The sequence below is a fragment of the Micromonospora sp. NPDC050200 genome (assembly GCF_040656135.1).
Taxonomy (GTDB): domain Bacteria; phylum Actinomycetota; class Actinomycetes; order Mycobacteriales; family Micromonosporaceae; genus Micromonospora.
Genome location: NZ_JBFALG010000004.1, coordinates 85635 through 101362, shown reverse-complemented (window position 1 = coordinate 101362; position 15728 = coordinate 85635). Strand labels below are relative to the sequence as shown.

General features: G+C 74.8%; 14 protein-coding genes. 5 read left to right on the top strand and 9 right to left on the bottom strand.

Annotation, left to right across the window (positions count from 1 at the left end; genetic code table 11):
- Window positions 1-11: 11 nt before the first annotated feature.
- The 9 genes from AB0I41_RS04645 to AB0I41_RS04605 all read right to left on the bottom strand — a co-directional run bounded on the left by AB0I41_RS04645 (window position 12) and on the right by AB0I41_RS04605 (window position 11283).
- Complete coding sequence (locus tag AB0I41_RS04645; protein ID WP_357101819.1) at window positions 12-1202, bottom strand: acyl-CoA dehydrogenase family protein; 1191 nt, start codon at window positions 1200-1202, stop codon at window positions 12-14.
- Entirely contained in the window at window positions 1199-3283 is a 2085-nt protein-coding gene (locus tag AB0I41_RS04640; protein ID WP_357101817.1) for a biotin carboxylase N-terminal domain-containing protein, read from the bottom strand. Before AB0I41_RS04640 ends, AB0I41_RS04645 begins: the two co-directional genes overlap by 4 nt.
- Before the next feature lie 11 nt (window positions 3284-3294).
- On the bottom strand, window positions 3295-4896 hold the full coding sequence (locus AB0I41_RS04635) for a carboxyl transferase domain-containing protein (protein ID WP_357101815.1): 1602 nt from the start codon (window positions 4894-4896) through the stop codon (window positions 3295-3297).
- Window positions 4893-6086 (bottom strand): acyl-CoA dehydrogenase family protein, encoded by a 1194-nt coding sequence (locus AB0I41_RS04630; RefSeq protein WP_357101812.1) that lies wholly within the window; start codon window positions 6084-6086, stop codon window positions 4893-4895. Before AB0I41_RS04630 ends, AB0I41_RS04635 begins: the two co-directional genes overlap by 4 nt.
- Window positions 6083-7852: an acyclic terpene utilization AtuA family protein gene (locus AB0I41_RS04625; protein WP_357101810.1), complete on the bottom strand. Its 1770-nt coding sequence runs from the start codon at window positions 7850-7852 to the stop codon at window positions 6083-6085. Before AB0I41_RS04625 ends, AB0I41_RS04630 begins: the two co-directional genes overlap by 4 nt.
- A complete protein-coding gene (locus AB0I41_RS04620) occupies window positions 7849-8706 on the bottom strand; it encodes a TIGR03084 family metal-binding protein (protein ID WP_357101808.1) in 858 nt (285 codons plus the stop codon). Before AB0I41_RS04620 ends, AB0I41_RS04625 begins: the two co-directional genes overlap by 4 nt.
- Window positions 8707-8745: 39 nt before the next feature.
- Window positions 8746-9411 (bottom strand): TetR/AcrR family transcriptional regulator, encoded by a 666-nt coding sequence (locus AB0I41_RS04615; RefSeq protein ID WP_357101806.1) that lies wholly within the window; start codon window positions 9409-9411, stop codon window positions 8746-8748.
- A 330-nt stretch (window positions 9412-9741) separates the two neighbouring features.
- A complete protein-coding gene (locus AB0I41_RS04610; RefSeq protein ID WP_357101804.1) occupies window positions 9742-10485 on the bottom strand; it encodes a metallophosphoesterase family protein in 744 nt (247 codons plus the stop codon).
- Between the two features lie 120 nt (window positions 10486-10605).
- Window positions 10606-11283, bottom strand: coding sequence for a Crp/Fnr family transcriptional regulator (locus AB0I41_RS04605; RefSeq protein ID WP_088976469.1), 678 nt, complete (start codon window positions 11281-11283; stop codon window positions 10606-10608).
- Between the two features lie 222 nt (window positions 11284-11505).
- Between AB0I41_RS04605 and AB0I41_RS04600 the strand changes: the two genes are divergently transcribed.
- From AB0I41_RS04600 to AB0I41_RS04580, 5 genes are all read left to right on the top strand, one after another.
- Window positions 11506-12168, top strand: coding sequence for an adenosylcobinamide amidohydrolase (locus tag AB0I41_RS04600; protein WP_357101801.1), 663 nt, complete (start codon window positions 11506-11508; stop codon window positions 12166-12168).
- A gap of 55 nt (window positions 12169-12223) precedes the next feature.
- Window positions 12224-13393: a CapA family protein gene (locus AB0I41_RS04595; protein ID WP_357101799.1), complete on the top strand. Its 1170-nt coding sequence runs from the start codon at window positions 12224-12226 to the stop codon at window positions 13391-13393.
- Between the two features lie 61 nt (window positions 13394-13454).
- Window positions 13455-14243 carry an endonuclease III gene (nth, locus tag AB0I41_RS04590; protein ID WP_357101797.1) on the top strand — a complete coding sequence of 263 codons (789 nt, stop codon included), beginning with the start codon at window positions 13455-13457 and terminating at the stop codon, window positions 14241-14243.
- Entirely contained in the window at window positions 14240-14995 is a 756-nt protein-coding gene (locus AB0I41_RS04585) for a TlpA disulfide reductase family protein (RefSeq protein WP_357101795.1), read from the top strand. The genes nth and AB0I41_RS04585 overlap by 4 nt, the downstream gene beginning before the upstream one ends.
- Window positions 14992-15687: a CoA pyrophosphatase gene (locus AB0I41_RS04580; RefSeq protein WP_357101793.1), complete on the top strand. Its 696-nt coding sequence runs from the start codon at window positions 14992-14994 to the stop codon at window positions 15685-15687. The genes AB0I41_RS04585 and AB0I41_RS04580 overlap by 4 nt, the downstream gene beginning before the upstream one ends.
- The last annotated feature ends 41 nt before the right edge of the window (window positions 15688-15728 follow it).

Here is a 15728-nt window from a genome sequence, read left to right as displayed (position 1 = left end):
GTACCCGGGGCTCAGTAGGACCTGTCCTGGCCGAGGACGTGTTGGGCGACGAAGTTGAGGATCATCTCCCGGCTGACCGGGGCGATCCGGCCGGCGCGTACCGCGCCGAGCAGGGTGGCCACGCCGTACTCGGTGGTCATGCCGGCCCCGCCGAGCGCCTGCACGGCGGTGTCCACGGCCAGCGCGGCGGCCTCGCCGGCGGCGTACTTGGCCATGTTGCCGGAGACGCCGGCCGCCAGGTCCCGGCCGGTGTCGTAGAGGGTGGCCGCCTTCTGGATCATCAGTCGGGCCAGTTCCACCTGCACCGCCGCGTGCGCGAGCGGGTGCGCCACGCCTTGGTGGGAGCCGATGCTCCGGCCGCCCCAGACCTTGCGGGTGGCGGTGTACCCGCTGGCCCGCTCGATGGCGTACCGGCCGGTGCCGGCGCCCATCGCGGCGACCGTGATCCGCTCCGGGTTGAGTCCGGCGAAGAGCGCCGGCAGGCCGGCGTCCAGGGACTCGCCGACCAGTGCGTCGGCGGGCAGCCGCACGTCGTCGAGGTAGAGCAGGAACTGGTTCTCCGGGGAGAGGATCTCCATGTCCAGTTTGGAGCGGGTCAGTCCGGGTGCGTCGGTCGGCACGATGAACAGCGCCGGCTTGAGTTTCTGAGGAACCGCGTCCCCTGAGCCGGCACTGCCGTCTCCGACGGCGACGCGGGCCACCACCAGCACGTACTGTGCCTCGTCGACCCCGGAGATGTAGCACTTGCGGCCGGAGAGCAGCCAGTCGTCGCCGTCCCGGCGGGCGACCGTGCCGAGCCGGTGGAAGTTGGAGCCGGCCTCCGGCTCGGTGATCGCGAAGACGATCTTCTGGGATCCGTCGGCGAGGCCGGGCAGGTGTCGCTTGCGCTGCTCGTCGGTGCCGTGCCTGCTGATCACGGTGGCGGCGATGGCGGGGGAGACGACCAGCAGCAGCAGCGGGCAGCCCGCGGCGGCCAGCTCCTCGCAGACGATGGCCAGCTCGGTGATGCCGCCGCCCCCGCCGCCGTACTCGGTGGGGATGTTGACCCCGAGGTAGCCGAGGCGGCCGGCCTCGTCCCACAGCTCGGTGGTGTGCTCGCCGGCCCTGGCCTTCTGCACGAAGTAGCCGTGACCGTACTTCCGGCCCAGCGCGCGGACGGCGTCGCGGAGCTGATCCTGCTCCGGGGTGAGGTCGAAGTTCATCGGGGATCCTCCTCGGGGTTGACCAGGGCCAGCACGGCGCCGGTGTCGACCTGGCCGCCGGCCGGCACCGGCAACTCGGCGACCACACCGTCGGTCGGGGCGAGCACGGGATGTTCGAGCTTCATCGCCTCCAGGGTCAGCAGCAGCTCGCCGGCGGCGACCCGCTGGCCGACCTCGACGTGCACCCGGGCCACCGCGCCGGGCAGCGGGGCGAGCAGCGACCCGGCGGCCAGCTCCGCGGTGGGCAGCGGGAAACGCGGCAGCTCGATGAGGCTCGCCGCCCCGTCCGGGCCGTCCACGAAGACCTCCGACCCCACCCGGTGTACGCGGAACCCGCGCCGCACCCCGGCCACGTCGAGCACCACCCGATCCGGGGCGGCCTCGACCAGGGTCACGGCCGGCGGTCTGCTCGCTCCGGCCGCGTCGGCTGGTCCGGCGCCGCCCGGCCCGGCCGGGGTCGCGGGCCCGGCGTCAGCCGCCCCGATCCGCTCGGCCGGGCCGGACCCGGCGTCGTGCAGCGCAGCCGACGTGGTGGACCACTCGGCGAGCGTGCCCCGCCGGTCCAGCCGGTACCGGACCTCAACCTCGCCCTCCGGCCCCGCATAGCGGGTGACCTGCGGGAACGCCGGGACATTGCGCCAGCCCGACGGCAGCCCGGCGAGCACCGGGGCGCTCGCCCGTCGGTCGGCGGCCGAGGCGAGCGCGGCGGCCAGCGCCGCGAGGGGGAGCCGGCCGGCCGGCAGCAGCGGGGCGAACACCTCGCGGTGCCGCTCCAGGAAGCCGGTGTCCACCTCGGCCGCCGCGAACTCGGGGCTGCGCAGCACCCGGACCAGCAGGTCCCGGTTGGTGGCGACGCCGTGGAACTCGGCCCGGGCCAGCGCGGCGGCCAGCGCCCGGGCCGCCTCGGCGCGGGTGGGCGCCCAGGCGATCAGTTTGGCCAGCATCGAGTCGTAGTGCACGCCCACCACCGAGCCGTCCACCACGCCGGAGTCCAGTCGCAGGCCCCGCGCCGGGGCGAACGACGCCGTCACCCCCGGCACCGCGAACCGGTGCAGGGTGCCGGTGGCCGGCCGGAAGCCCTGGCCCGGGTCCTCGGCGCAGAGGCGTACCTCGATCGCGTGGCCGTCGGCCGGCGGGGTCGCCGCCGACGGCAGCGGCTCGCCCTCCGCGACCAGCAGTTGCAGCCGGACCAGGTCCAGGCCGGTGACCGCCTCGGTGACCGGGTGCTCAACCTGGAGCCGGGTGTTCATCTCCAGGAAGAAGAACTCGCCGGTCGAGGCGAGCAGGAACTCCACCGTGCCCGCGCCGACGTAGTCGACCGCCCGGCCGGCGGCCACCGCAGCCTCGTGCAGCCGCTGCCGCAGCTCAGGCGAAAGGACGGCCGGGGCCTCCTCGACGATCTTCTGGTGCCGGCGCTGGATCGAGCAGTCCCGCTCGCCGAGGGCCACCACCGTGCCGTGGGTGTCACCGAAGATCTGCACCTCGACGTGCCGGCCGCGCTCGACGTACCGCTCGATGAAGACCGTGCCGTCGCCGAACGCGGCGGCCGCCTCGCGGCGCGCGGAGGCCACGGCCTCGGCGAGGCCGGCGGCGTCGCGGACCACGCGCATGCCGCGCCCACCGCCCCCGGCGGACGCCTTCACCAGCACCGGCAGGTCGGTGACCTCGTCGGGGTCGGTCCAGGTCGGCAGCATCGGCACGCCCGCCTCGGCGAGCAGCGCCTTCGCCGCCAGTTTGTCGCCCATCGCGGCGATCGCCCTGGCTGGCGGGCCGACCCAGGTCAGGCCCGCGTCGGTCACCGCCGCGGCGAACTCGGCGTTCTCGGCGAGGAAGCCGTAGCCGGGGTGCACGGCGTCCGCGCCGGTCTTCCGGGCCGCGTCCAGGACCAGGTCGATCCGCAGATACGTCTCGGCCGGCGCGTTCCCCGGCAGCCGGACCGCGTGGTCGGCCTCGGCGGCGAACGGCGCGCCGGTGTCGGCGTCCGAGTGCACGGCGACCGTCTCCACCCCCAGCGCGCGGCAGGTGGTGAAGACCCGCCGGGCGATCTCCCCCCGGTTGGCGACCAGGAGTTTCCGAATCATCCGTTCGCCCCCTACATCCGGAAGACGCCGAAGCCGTCGGCGCCCTTCACCGGTCCGTTGTGGATCGCCGACAGGCAGAGCCCGAGGACGGTACGGGTGTCCCGGGGGTCGATCACCCCGTCGTCGTACAGCCGGCCGGAGAGGAAGAGCGCGCCGGACTGAGACTCGATCTGCTGCTCGACCATCAGCCGCATCGCGGCGTCGGACTCCTCGTCGTAGTCCCGGCCCCGCGCGGCGGCGGCCTGCCGGGCGACGATGGAGAGCACCCCGGCGAGCTGCGCCGGCCCCATCACCGCCGACTTCGCGTTCGGCCAGGTGAACAGGAACCTCGGCTCGTACGCCCGGCCGCACATGCCGTAGTTGCCGGCGCCGTAGGAGGCGCCCAGGTTGACCGTCAGGTGCGGCACGGTCGAGTTCGCCACCGCGTTGATCATCAGGGCGCCGTGCTTGATGATGCCGTGCTGCTCGTACTCGGTGCCGACCATGTAGCCGGTGGTGTTCTGAAGGAAGACCAGCGGGGTGTCGGCGGCGTTGGCGAGCTGGATGAACTGGGCCGCCTTCTGCGCCTCGGAGCTGAACAGCACGCCCCGGGCGTTGGCCAGCACCCCGACCGGGTACCCGTGCAGCTCGCCCCAGCCGGTGACCAGCGCGCTGCCGTAGCTCGGCTTGAACTCGTCGAACTCGCTGCCGTCCAACACCCGGGCCAGCACCTCGCGCGGGTCGAACGGCACCTTGAGGTCGGCGCTGGCGATGCCGAGCAGCTCCTCCGCGTCGTACTTCGGTGGCTGGGGGACCGGGTTGCGCGGCGGCGGGCCCTGCTTGCGCCGGTTGAGCCGGCGGACGCACTGCCGGGCCAGCCGGATGCCGTCCCGCTCGTCGGAGGCCAGGAAGTCGGCCAGCCCCGACGTCGACGCGTGCATCGCCGCGCCGCCGAGGGACTCGTCGTCGGTGACCTCGCCGGTGGCCATCCTCACCAGCGGCGGCCCGGCCAGGTACACCTGCGACCGGTCCCGGATCATGATGGTGAAGTCGGACATCCCCGGCACGTACGCGCCGCCGGCGGTCGCGTTGCCGAACACCACGCTGACCGTGGGGATCTTCGCCGCGGAGAGCCGGGTCAGGTCGCGGAACACCCGGCCGCCCGGAATGAAGATCTCCGCCTGGGTGGGCAGGTCCGCCCCGGCCGACTCGACCAGGTTGATCATCGGCAGCCGGTTGGCCAGGGCGATCTCGCCGGCCCGCCGGGTCTTGGCGAGGGACCACGGGTTGACGGCGCCCCCGCGTACCGTCGGGTCGCTGGCGACCACCAGGCACTCCACGCCCTCGACCACGCCGATGCCGGTCACCACGCTCGCCCCGACCGGGAAGTCCGTGCCGTACGCCGCCACCGGGGACAGCTCCAGGAACGGGCCGTCCGGGTCGAGCAGCAGCTCGATCCGCTCCCGGGGGAGCAGCTTGCCGCGTTCGTGGTGCCGGGCCACGTACTTGTCGCCGCCGCCGGCCCGGGCCCGGTCGAGCGCGACCTCCAGCTCGGCGAGGCGCTCCAGCAGGGCGGCCCGGTTGGCCCGGTAGGCCGGCGAGGAAGGGTCGACCGCGCTGTCCAGTGTGCTCACAGCCCCATGCCCTTCGCGATGATCTCGTTCATGATCTCGGTGGTGCCACCGCCGATGCCGAGGATCCGGGCGTCCCGGTAGTGCCGCTCCACCTCGGCGTCGCGCAGGTAGCCGAAGCCGCCGTGCAGTTGCAGCGCCTGGTCGACCACCTGGTCGCAGGCGGCCACCGCGACGTTCTTGGCCATCGCCACCTCCGTCACCACCGGCTCGCCCGCCGCCACCCGGGCGGCCACCTCGTGCACGTACGCCCGGGCCGACTCGGCGCGGGTGTGCATCTCGGCCAGCCGGTGCCGGACCAGCTGCCGGCTGGCCAGCGGGCGGCCGAACGTGGCCCGGTTCCGGCACCAGCGGGTGGCCAGCTCCACGCAGCGCTGCGCGGTCGCGTACGCCTGGGTGGCGAGGGAGAGCCGCTCCGCGGCGAAGTGCTGCATGATCGCGAGGAAGCCGGTGTTCTCCTCGCCGATCCGGTTGCTCACCGGCACCCGGACGTCGACGAAGGAGAGCTCGGCGGTGTCCGAGCAGTGCCAGCCCAGCTTCTCCAGCCGGCGTCCCACCGTGAAGCCGGGCGTGCCCTTGTCGATCACCAGGAGGCTGAGTTCGCCGCTGCCGGGGAAGTCGGTGCAGACCGCGGTGGTCACGAAGTCGGCCCGGACCCCGCTGGTGATGTAGGTCTTCGACCCGTTCACCACGTAGTGGTCGCCGTCGCGGCGGGCGGTGGTGCGGATCGCGGCGACGTCCGAGCCGCCGTCCGGCTCGGTGATCGCCAGCGCGCCGATCATCGTCCCGGCCAGGGTGGGGCGGACGTACCGGTCGACCAGGTCGTCGTCGCCCGGGGCCGGGCCGCCGCCGAGCCGGGCGCCGAGGGTGCCGCCGGTCCGGCCGGCGGCGGCGACCAGGTGCGGCAGCGCGATGCCGTGTGTGAACAGCGCCGCGACCAGCCCGGACGAGCCGCCGGAGCGGATGATCTCCTCGGTGACGACGATCGAGTCGAGCAGGTCCCCGCCGCTGCCGCCGACCGACTCGGGGAAGCCGATGCCCAGCAGGCCGATCTTCGCGGCGGTGGCGTGCAGCGCGCGCGGCACCTCGCCGGCCCGCTCCCAGTCGTCCAGGTGCGGCAGCACCTCCCGGGTCACGAAGGCCCGGGTCAGCTCGCGCAGCTGCCGCCGTTCCGGGGTGTCCACGATGGTCATGCGCCCGCCTCCCCGACTCGCTCCGGTGGCCCGGCCGGCAGCTCCGCCGGCAGGTCGACGATCCGGCCGCGGAGCAGCTCCCCGAGCGCCTTGGCCTGCGGGTCGAACCGGGTGGAGGCGGCCACCCCCGGACCGAGCAGCCCCCGGACGACGAAGTTGACCGCCCGCAGGCGCGGCAGCTCATGCCGCTCCACGGTCAGCGGGGCCGTCTCCGGCAGCAGCGCGGCCAGCCGCTCGACGGTGAGCCAGCCGCGCAGCCAGGCCCAGCTCGCGTCGGTGCGGGCCCAGACGCCGAGGTTGGCGTCGCCGCCCTTGTCGCCGGAGCGCGCCCCGACCAGCTCGCCCAGCGGAGCCCGCCGGGTCGGGCCGGTGTCGCCCGCAGCTCCGGGCGTCCGCGCCGGACGTGGGTCGCCCGCGCCGGCCGGGGCTCGGCCGTCGACCGCCGCTCCGGTCTCCGGTGACTCGGCCTCCGGTGCGCTCGCCGTACGCGGCGGCGGGGCGATCGGCACCCGGGCCCCGTCCGGCAGCACCGCCACGTGGTCGACCGCGTCCTGCGGCACGACGTCGGCGGTGAAGACGCCGTACGGGGTGGCGTCGCCGGGCAGGGTGGTCAGCGTGCAGCCGGGGTAGGAGGCGAGCGCCAGCTCCACCGCCGCCGCCGAGAATGTCCGCCCGGCCCGCGCCCGGTCGCCGTCGCGCAGGTGTACGTGCAGCAGCGCGCTCGCCGCCTCGGTGTCCGCCGCGTCCGGGTGGTCGGTGCGGGCCAGGATGAACTCCAGCCCCTCCTTGCCGACCGCTTCCTCGATCTGCCCCCGCACCAGGGCCGCCTTGGCCGGGACGTCCAGTCCGCAGAGGACGAACGTCATCGAGTTGCGGAAGCCGCCGAGGTTGTTGACGCCGACCTTCAGGGTGTCCGGCGGCGGCGTGCCCCGGACGCCGGAGACGCGGACCCGGTCGGGCCCGTCCCGGCGCAGGGTCACCGTGTCCAGCCGGGTCACCACGTCCGGCCCGAGATACGCCGGCCCGCCGACCTCGTAGAGCAGCTGGGCGGTGACGGTCTCGACGGTGACCGCGCCGCCGGTGCCGGGATGCTTGGTGAGCACCGAGGAGCCGTCCGGGTGGATCTCCGCGATCGGGAATCCGGGCCGATGGCCACCGTCGGGCAGCTCGGTGAAAAAACTGAAGTTCCCCCCGGTGACCTGCGCCCCGCACTCGACCAGGTGCCCGGCGACGGTCGCCCCGGCCAGCGCGTCGAGGTCGTCCCGGCCCCAGCCGAAGCGCGCGATCGCGGGCCCGACGGCCAGCGAGGCGTCGGTGACCCGGCCGGTCACCACCACGTCCGCCCCGGCGTCGAGGCAGGCCGCGATGCCGAACGCGCCGAGGTAGGCGTTCGCGGTGAGCGCGTCCGGACGCGCGAGGGCGTCGCCCTCGACGTACCCGATCCGCGCGGTGAGGCCGAGCCGGTCGGCGAGCGAGCCGATCGCGGCGGCCAGACCGGCGGGGTTCAGCCCGCCGGCGTTGGTCACGATCCGCACGCCCCGGTCCAGCGCGGTGCCGAGGCAGCCTTCGAGCTGGCGGAGGAACGTCCTCGCGTACCCCAGGGCGGGGTCGCGCATCCGGTCGCGGCCGAGGATCAGCATGGTCAGCTCGGCCAGGTAGTCGCCGGTGAGCACGTCCAGCTCGCCGCCGTCGAGCATCTCCCGCCAGGCGGTCAGGCGGTCGCCGTAGAAGCCGGAGGCGTTGCCGACCCGGAGTACGCCGCTCATGCCGGCGCTCCGGCGCCGCTGGCCGACCGGGGCTGCCGGCCGGCGCCGGGCGGCCCGGCGAAGGCCTGGGCCACGTCCAGCCACTCGTCGGCGGTCGGGCCGGTGGCGGCCAGGGCCAGGTCGGCGCGGTGCCGGCGCTGGGTGACCAGCAGGCAGAAGTCGAGCGCCGGGCCGGTGACCCGGTCCGCCGCCTCCGCCGGCCCGAAGATCCAGGTGTCGCCGTCGGAGCCGTCTTTGCTCGCGGCTGCGGGGCTCGCAGGCTCACTCCTCGCGCTTGCCGGCGCGGTCAGTTCGACCCGGACCGGCGCCGTGGGCAGCGCCCGGCCGTGGGCGGCGAAACCGTGCCCGAGGGTACGGAAGCCGAGGTGCGCGACGTGCCGCAGCCGGCCGGTCGGGGTACGGGTGACCGCGAGCGCATCGGCCACGTCCTCGCCGTGCGCCCAGGTCTCCATGATCCGGGCGGTGGCCATCGAGGCGGCCGACATCCGGGTGCCGTACCAGGGCAGCTTCTCCCCGGGCGGGACGGCCGCGAGGGCGTCGGCGAGCGCGGCCCGCCCCGTGCGCCAGCGGGCGAGCAGCTCGGCCGGCGGGGCCAGGAACTGCTCCGCGCCGTCGTCGACCAGCCGGCTCGGGTCCGGCGCCGAGGTGACCGACGCGTAGAAGGCGTCGACGTCGGTGGCGGCGAGCCGGGCCACCTCGTCGGTCCAGGCGAGGTGGGCGAGCTGGTGGCCGATCGTCCACCCGGGGGCCGGGGTGGGCTCCGCCCACGCCTCCGGCGGCAATGCCGCGACGAGGGCGTCGAGCTGCTCGGACTCGGCAGCCAGATCCGCGAGCAGTGCTGTCAGGTCGACCATGGTGCCTCCGGGCGGGGTGAGCCGGTCAGGACGGACGGGTCACTGCCTGTCACGCTCGAGCCCCGCGCCGGCCGCCGCGGCGCGCTCGGGTGGGCCGGCGTCGGGCGTGAGCAGGGCGGCGAGCTGGCGTTTCCAGGTGTGCAGCAGGGCGGTACGGCGGGCCGAGTCGTCGCTGAGCAGGTTGGCCACTCCCAGCCCCCGGAGCAGGTCGAGGGTGGCCTGCACGGCCTCCCGTACGCCGGGACGGCGCTCGTCGACGCCGAGCAGCGCCACGGTGAGCCGGTGCATCTCCCGGCCGACCCGGGCCTCCAGCGGCACCAGGGCGTCGCGGAGCTCGGCGTCGGTACGGGCGGCGACCCAGAGCTCCAGCGCGGCGACGAAGAGCGGCCCGGTGAAGGCCACGCCGAGCAGGTCGACCACCCGGTCGAGCCGCTGCGGCCCGGCGGGCAGGGTCTCCGCCTCGGTGCGCAGCTCCGCCGCCCGCCGGTCGGCGAGGTGGGCGACGGCGGCGGTGACCAGGGCCGCCCTGGTGGGGTAGTGGTGCAGCTGCGCGCCGCGCGAGACGCCGGCCCGGGCCGCGACCACCGTGGTGGTGGTGCCGGACCAGCCGTACTCCACCAGACAGTCGACGGTCGCCTCCAGCAGCCGGGCCTGGGTGGCGCGGCTGCGCTCCTGCTGAGGGACGCGCGTCGATGCGGTGGACACGGGGACAGCGTGCCGCGACCGAAACAAACAGTCAAGACTGACTTTTTCCGAGGTCCGTTGGGTCCTGCCGCCCGCCGCTCCGGCCCGGCTCGGGTCGGCTTCGGCTGATCCTGCCTCGACCAGCCCCTCCGGCCCCGTCCCGGTGGTGTGCTGGCCCTTTGGAGCTGATGACGTGAACGCATCACCGGTGAGTCGTCTAGGTCATCAGCTCCAAAGGACCCGCTGGTGGACGAGCCCTCCCGCAGCTCTCCCGCAGCCGTCGCGCAAGGCCCGCCGCGCCGGTGCCCTGGAACGGGGCGTCTGCTCGGGAGGCCGCCCGCGCGGGCGGGATCAGCGGCCGTCGCGAGGGCCGAAGACGGCGAGCGCGTCGGCGTCGCTGTGCCGGGAGCGCAGGTACTCGTCGGCCCACTCGGCCGCGTCGGGGAAGCCCGACTCGGCAGCGACCCGGGCGCAGGCGGCAGCCACGTCGAACGGGGTGCGGCGCAGTTGCACGCCCGGCCCGAGCAGGGCCCACCAGGCCCCGGCGCCGCCGTACGGCATCCCGATGCTGCCCGCGTTCACCACCAGCCGCCGGTCGGCCAGCCGGGTGAACGGCATGTGGGTGTGCCCGCAGACGATCGTGCCCACCTCGGCCGGCACCCCGGCGAGCACCTCGGCCCAGCGGCCCATCCGGGAGTCGACGAGTACCACCTCCTCGTCGTCTCGGGGCGTGGCATGGCAGAAGAGCACCGGACCGAGACCGGCCACCTCCAGGGTCACCGTCAGCGGCAGCGCCGCCAGCCGGGCCACCTGATCGTCTCGGAGCTGCCCGGCCGCCCAGTTGGAGACCGCGATGGGAGAACTCCGGCCGGCCCGGGCCTCGACCAGTTCCCGGTCGGCGTTGCCGCCCACCCAGCAGGCCCGGTCACCGAGGCCGGCGAGCACGTCCAGCACCTCGACCGGCTGCGGGCCGGCCGCGATGTCGCCGGTGAGCACGATCAGGTCGGCGGCGGCGACGTCCGGCTCGGCCAGCACGGCCTCCAGCGCGGGCAGCGCCCCGTGGATGTCGGAGAGAACGGCTACACGTTCGAGCATCCGCCCACCGTGCCGGCCGGACGCGGCCGATGTCGAGGAATTCTGCGCCCGGCAGACGAGCCCGGACACGACGAGGCCAGAAGCTCCCTGGGGTCGCCCCTGGCCTGGTCGTCGATCGGCTCAGACCCGCGCGCGGCGGGCCAGGCGCTCCGGGTCGAGGATGATGATGCTCTTGCCGTCCAGCCGCAGCCAGCCCCGCGAGGCGAAGTCGGCCAGCGCCTTGTTCACGGTCTCCCGGGAGGCGCCGACGAGCTGGGCGATCTCCTCCTGGGTCAGGTCGTGGGTCACCCGCAACACGCCGCCGTCGCGGGTGCCGAAGCGGCCGGCCATCTGGAGCAGGTTCTTGGCGACCCGGCCCGGCACGTCCGTGAAGATCAGGTCGGCCAGCGAGTCGTTGGTCCGCCGGAGCCGGCGGGCCAGCACCCGCAGCAGCTGCTCGGCGATCTCGGGTCGGTTGTTCAGCCAGGGCCGCAGCGCCTGCTTACGCAGTCGTACCAGCCGGGTGTCGGTCACCGCGGTCGCCGTCGCCGTACGCGGGCCGGGGTCGAAGAGCGACAGCTCGCCCACCATGTCCGACGGGCCCATCACGGCGATCAGGTTCTGCCGGCCGTCGGCCGCCCGACGCCCGACCTTGATCTTGCCCGACAGGAGGATGTAGAGACTGTCGCCGGGCTCGCCCTCGTTGAAGACGACCTCGCCTTTGCGGACGTCGATCGTCTCCATCTCTTTGGCGAGCGCCTCGGCAGCCTCCGGGTCGACACCCTGGAAGATCCCGCTGCGGGCCAGTACCTCGTCCATCGCGCACCTCCGGTTGCGCGTCGCCGTCCGTCGGCCGGGTCCGCCGTCCGCTTATCCCTCGCGCGCCGCCAAGTCTAGGCGCACGTGAGCACCAATCAGAGGTGCACCCCTGGAAACTTGATCGGTCGGCGTAACCTTCCCGCCCTGATCAGGGGCTAAGATCGCGCGACCGCGCCCGGGTGGTGACCGGGTGTCGCCGCCGCTGGCCGTAGGGTGACCGGCGTGCTGAGCGACCCCATCCTGACCACCCGTCCCGAGGACGGGTGGGACATTCCGCTGCTGGTGTGGCGCGCCGGGATGCCGCTGCGGGCGGCCAGCTCCGGCCCGCTCGGCGGTGGGCTCGGCGTACGGAACTGGGTCGTGAACGCGACCGTGCCGATGTCGTACCACCGGGACGACCCCGCCGAGCACCTGGCCGCCCTGGCCGACGGCCTCGGCCTGGACGGGCCCGGGGTCGGCCTGCTCACCGGCGTGGACGTCGCGGAGGTGGTGGCCCGCGCCGACACCGGCGTGCGGGTCTGGGCGACGGTCGGGCTGGGCACGCCGATCTGGGCCGCCGCGTCGACCCCGGCGGCGCCGGCCCAGCGGGTGGGCACGGTCAACATCGTCGGGTACGTCCCGGCGGCGCTCGGCGACGCCGCGCTGGTCAACGCCGTCGCCACGGCGACCGAGGCGAAGGCGCAGGCGATCTGGGAGCTCGGCCTGCCCGCCACCGGTACGCCCACCGACTCGGTCACCGTCCTCTGCCCGGCCGACGGCCCCGCCGAGCCCTACGGCGGCCCCCGGTCCACCTGGGGCGCCCCGCTCGCCCGCGCCGTGCACGCCGCCGTCCGCGACGGCGGGTCGGTGCCCTGCGTGCCCTGGTCCGACCGGCGAGGGGGGTGAACTTCCTCCGATCGGCCGTCGTCGGGCCGGTACCTACCCGGTAGCGTCGCGAGCGATGTCCGCTCCCGTGTTCTCCAGGACCCGCCACCGCCCCGCGCTCGCTGTCGGCGCGCTCCTCGCGGTGCTGCTCACCGCCGGCTGCGGCACGTCGGACGACGACGCCGCGCCGGCCTGGCGGCCCGGCGGCGGGGGCACCACCGCTTCACCGGTCCCCAATTCACCGGTCCCCAACGGCGGCGCGTCCCCGCCGGCCGGCGCGGCCGTCTCGCTCTCGGCGACCGGCGACATCATCATGGGCAACGCCCCCTCCCGGCTCCCCGCCAACGGCGGGCAGGGCTTCTTCGACGAGATCTCCGACGCGCTCGACGCCGACCTGGTGATGGGCAACCTGGAGGAGCCGCTGACCGAGGACACCGGCACCGGCAAGTGCGGGGCCAACTCCACCGCCTGCTTCCAGTTCCGGGCCCCGTCCAGCTACGCCGCGCACCTCAAGGACGCCGGCTTCCAGTTGCTCAACCAGGCCAACAACCACGGCTACGACTACGGCCCGCAGGGGTACGCGAACACCCGGAAGGCGCTGGAGAAGCAGGGCCTCAAGCACACCGGCGCGCCGGACCAGATCACCGTGGTGGAGGTCAAGGGCGTCAAGATCGCGGTGGCCGGCTTCTCGTCGTACCCCTGGTCGAACAGCCTGACCGACATCGACGCGGCGACGGCGGTCGTCGAGAAGGCCGCCACCATGGCCGACCTCGTCGTGGTGCAGGTGCACATGGGCGCCGAGGGGGCCGACAAGACCAAGGTCAAGCCGGGCACCGAGCTGTTCTACGGCGAGAACCGGGGCGACCCGGTGAAGTTCTCCCACGCCATGATCGACGCCGGGGCGGACCTGATCGTCGGGCACGGCCCGCACGTGCTGCGCGGCATGGAGTTCTACCAGGGCCGGCTGATCGCCTACAGCCTGGGCAACTTCGCCGGCGGCGGCCGGTCGCTGAACCCGAGCGGGCGGCTCGGCTGGGGCGGCGTGCTCAAGGTGTCGCTCAAGCCGGACGGCAGCTTCGCCGGCGGCTCGTTCACCTCCACCCGGATGGACTCCGTCGGCAAGCCGGGCATGGACTCCGCCGACCAGGGCCTCGGTCTGGTCAACCAGCTCAGCCGCGCCGACTTCCCGCGTACCGGAGCCCGGTTCGACGCCGACGGCACGATCAGCACCCCGCAGGCCGGCTGACGCCGGTGCTGCCGGGCGTGGGCCCGGCAGGTGGTCGTCCCGGCGACGTAGGCTGGCCGGCGTGACCATCAGCTCCCCCGGCCGGGTCGAGACGGACCTCGGCCGCACCCGGCGTGCCCGGCGGATCGGCCGGGCGCTGACCGAGGCGCACCCCGACGCGCACTGTGAACTCGACCACTCCAACGCGCTGGAGCTGGCCGTCGCCACCATCCTCTCCGCGCAGTGCACCGACAAGAAGGTCAACGAGATCACCCCGAAGCTCTTCGTCCGCTACCCGACGGCGGCGGACTACGCCGGGGCCGACCGCGCGGAGCTGGAGGAGCTGATCCGGCCGACCGGCTTCTACCGCAACAAGACCGACTCGCTGATCAAACTGGGTCAGGCCCTGGTCGAGCGGTACGACGGCCAGGTCCCCGGCAAACTGGCCGACCTGGTGACCCTGCCCGGGATCGGCCGCAAGACCGCCAACGTCATTCTCGGCAACGCCTTCGACGTCCCCGGGATCACCGTCGACACCCACTTCCAGCGGCTGGTGCAGCGCTGGCGGCTCACCGCCCAGACCGATCCCGTGAAGATCGAGCACGAGATCGGGGCGCTCTTCCCCAAGCGCGAGTGGACCATGCTCTCGCACCGGATCATCTTCCACGGCCGGCGGGTGTGCCACGCCCGCAAGCCGGCCTGCGGGGCCTGCACCCTGGCGAAGCTCTGCCCGTCGTACGGGACCGGGCCGACCGGGCCGGCCGCCGCCGCGAAGCTGCTCAAGGGCCCCCGGGCCCGGGACCTCGCGGTCGCCGCCGGGGTCGACCCGGAGCTGGTGCCCCAGCAGGCCGTCGCCGCGGAGGTGCCGTGAACCGGCGGCTCGCTGCCCTGCTCGTCCCCGCGCTGCTGGCCGTCGCCGGCTGCACCGCCACCGGGCCGGGCAGCGCCACCACCCCGACCGCCCGGGCCGAACGCCCCTCGCCGTTCGCCGACTGCGCGACGCTGACCCGCCCGCCGGCCGCGTCGCCGGCCGCGACCGGTGCCGCCGCACCGTCCGCCACGGCCACGTCCGGTGCCGTGCCGTCCGGTGCCGTGCCGTCCGGTGCCGTGCCGTCCGGTGCCGTGCCGTCCGGTGCCGCCGCGACCGTCGGTACCGGTGCCGCACCGGAGGGCACCACGGCGGGCGGCCCGGGTGACGGGGCGGTGCTGCCCGAACTGACCCTCTCCTGCTTCACCGGCGGCGCGCCGGTGGCGCTGCGCGACGTCCGCGGCCCCGCCGTGGTCAACGTGTGGGCCTCCTGGTGCCCGCCCTGCCGCAAGGAACTGCCCGCCTTCCAGCGGCTCAGCGAGCGTACGGCCGGCAAGCTCCAGGTGGTCGGCGTCAACAGCCGGGACACCCGCGCCGCCGCCCAGTCCATCGGCGAGGACTTCGGCATCCGCTTCCCCGTGCTGTTCGACCAGGGTGAGGCGCTGCAACGGGAGCTGGGGCGCAACGCCCTCCCGCTGACCCTCCTGGTCGACGCGCAGGGCCGGGTACGCCACACCGACGCCACCGGCGCCCTCGACGACGCCCGCCTCGCGGCGCTGGTCGGGCAGCACCTCGGCGTGGCGGTGCCGGCGTGATCCGCCCGCCGGCCTGGATCGACCCGCTGCTGGGTCGGCTCGGCACCGCCCGGGCGGAGGACTTCACCCGGCTGATCACCCCCGAGGAGGGCGGCCGGGAGAGCGCCGTGCTGGTGCTGCTCGGCGAGGAGCCGGGCGTCGGCCCGGACGTGCTGGTGCTCCAGCGGGCCGCGACCCTGCGCAACCACGCCGGCCAGCCGGCCTTCCCCGGCGGCGCGGCCGACCCGGAGGACGCCGACGCCCGCGCGACCGCGCTGCGCGAGGCGAACGAGGAGGTCGGCCTCGACCCGGCCAGTGTGACCGTCCTGGCCGAGCTGCCCCGGCTGTGGATTCCGGTCAGCGACTTCGTGGTGACCCCGGTGCTGGCCTGGTGGCACTCGCCGCACCCGGTGCACCCCCGGGAGCCGGCCGAGGTCGCGCACGTCGCCCGGCTGCCCGTCGCCGAACTGGTCGACCCGGAGAACCGGATGCGGGTACGCCACCCGAGCGGCTGGATCGGGCCGGCCTTCTCGGTGCGGGGCATGCTGGTCTGGGGCTTCACCGCCGGGGTGCTCGCCACCCTGCTGGAGATGGGAGGCTGGGCCCGCCCGTGGCCGCGCGGCCGGGTGGTCGAGCTGCCGCCCGTCGGGGCCACCCCGGCGCCCTCCGCCGGCACCGACGAGGTCGACGAGATGGCGGGCCCGCTGACCTGATCGTCACGTTCCGCAAGCGCAGCGCCGCCGTAGTGCCCGGT

What these genes read in the sequence shown, in the direction of transcription:
- AB0I41_RS04645 (WP_357101819.1), bottom strand. Translation starts at nt 1,202, where the DNA reads ATGAACTTCGACCTCACCCCGGAGCAGGATCAGCTCCGCGACGCCGTC.
- AB0I41_RS04640 (WP_357101817.1), bottom strand. Translation starts at nt 3,283, where the DNA reads ATGATTCGGAAACTCCTGGTCGCCAACCGGGGGGAGATCGCCCGGCGG.
- AB0I41_RS04630 (WP_357101812.1), bottom strand. Translation starts at nt 6,086, where the DNA reads ATGACCATCGTGGACACCCCGGAACGGCGGCAGCTGCGCGAGCTGACC.
- AB0I41_RS04625 (WP_357101810.1), bottom strand. Translation starts at nt 7,852, where the DNA reads ATGAGCGGCGTACTCCGGGTCGGCAACGCCTCCGGCTTCTACGGCGAC.
- AB0I41_RS04620 (WP_357101808.1), bottom strand. Translation starts at nt 8,706, where the DNA reads ATGGTCGACCTGACAGCACTGCTCGCGGATCTGGCTGCCGAGTCCGAG.
- AB0I41_RS04610 (WP_357101804.1), bottom strand. Translation starts at nt 10,485, where the DNA reads ATGCTCGAACGTGTAGCCGTTCTCTCCGACATCCACGGGGCGCTGCCC.
- AB0I41_RS04605 (WP_088976469.1), bottom strand. Translation starts at nt 11,283, where the DNA reads ATGGACGAGGTACTGGCCCGCAGCGGGATCTTCCAGGGTGTCGACCCG.
- AB0I41_RS04595 (WP_357101799.1), top strand. Translation starts at nt 12,224, where the DNA reads ATGTCCGCTCCCGTGTTCTCCAGGACCCGCCACCGCCCCGCGCTCGCT.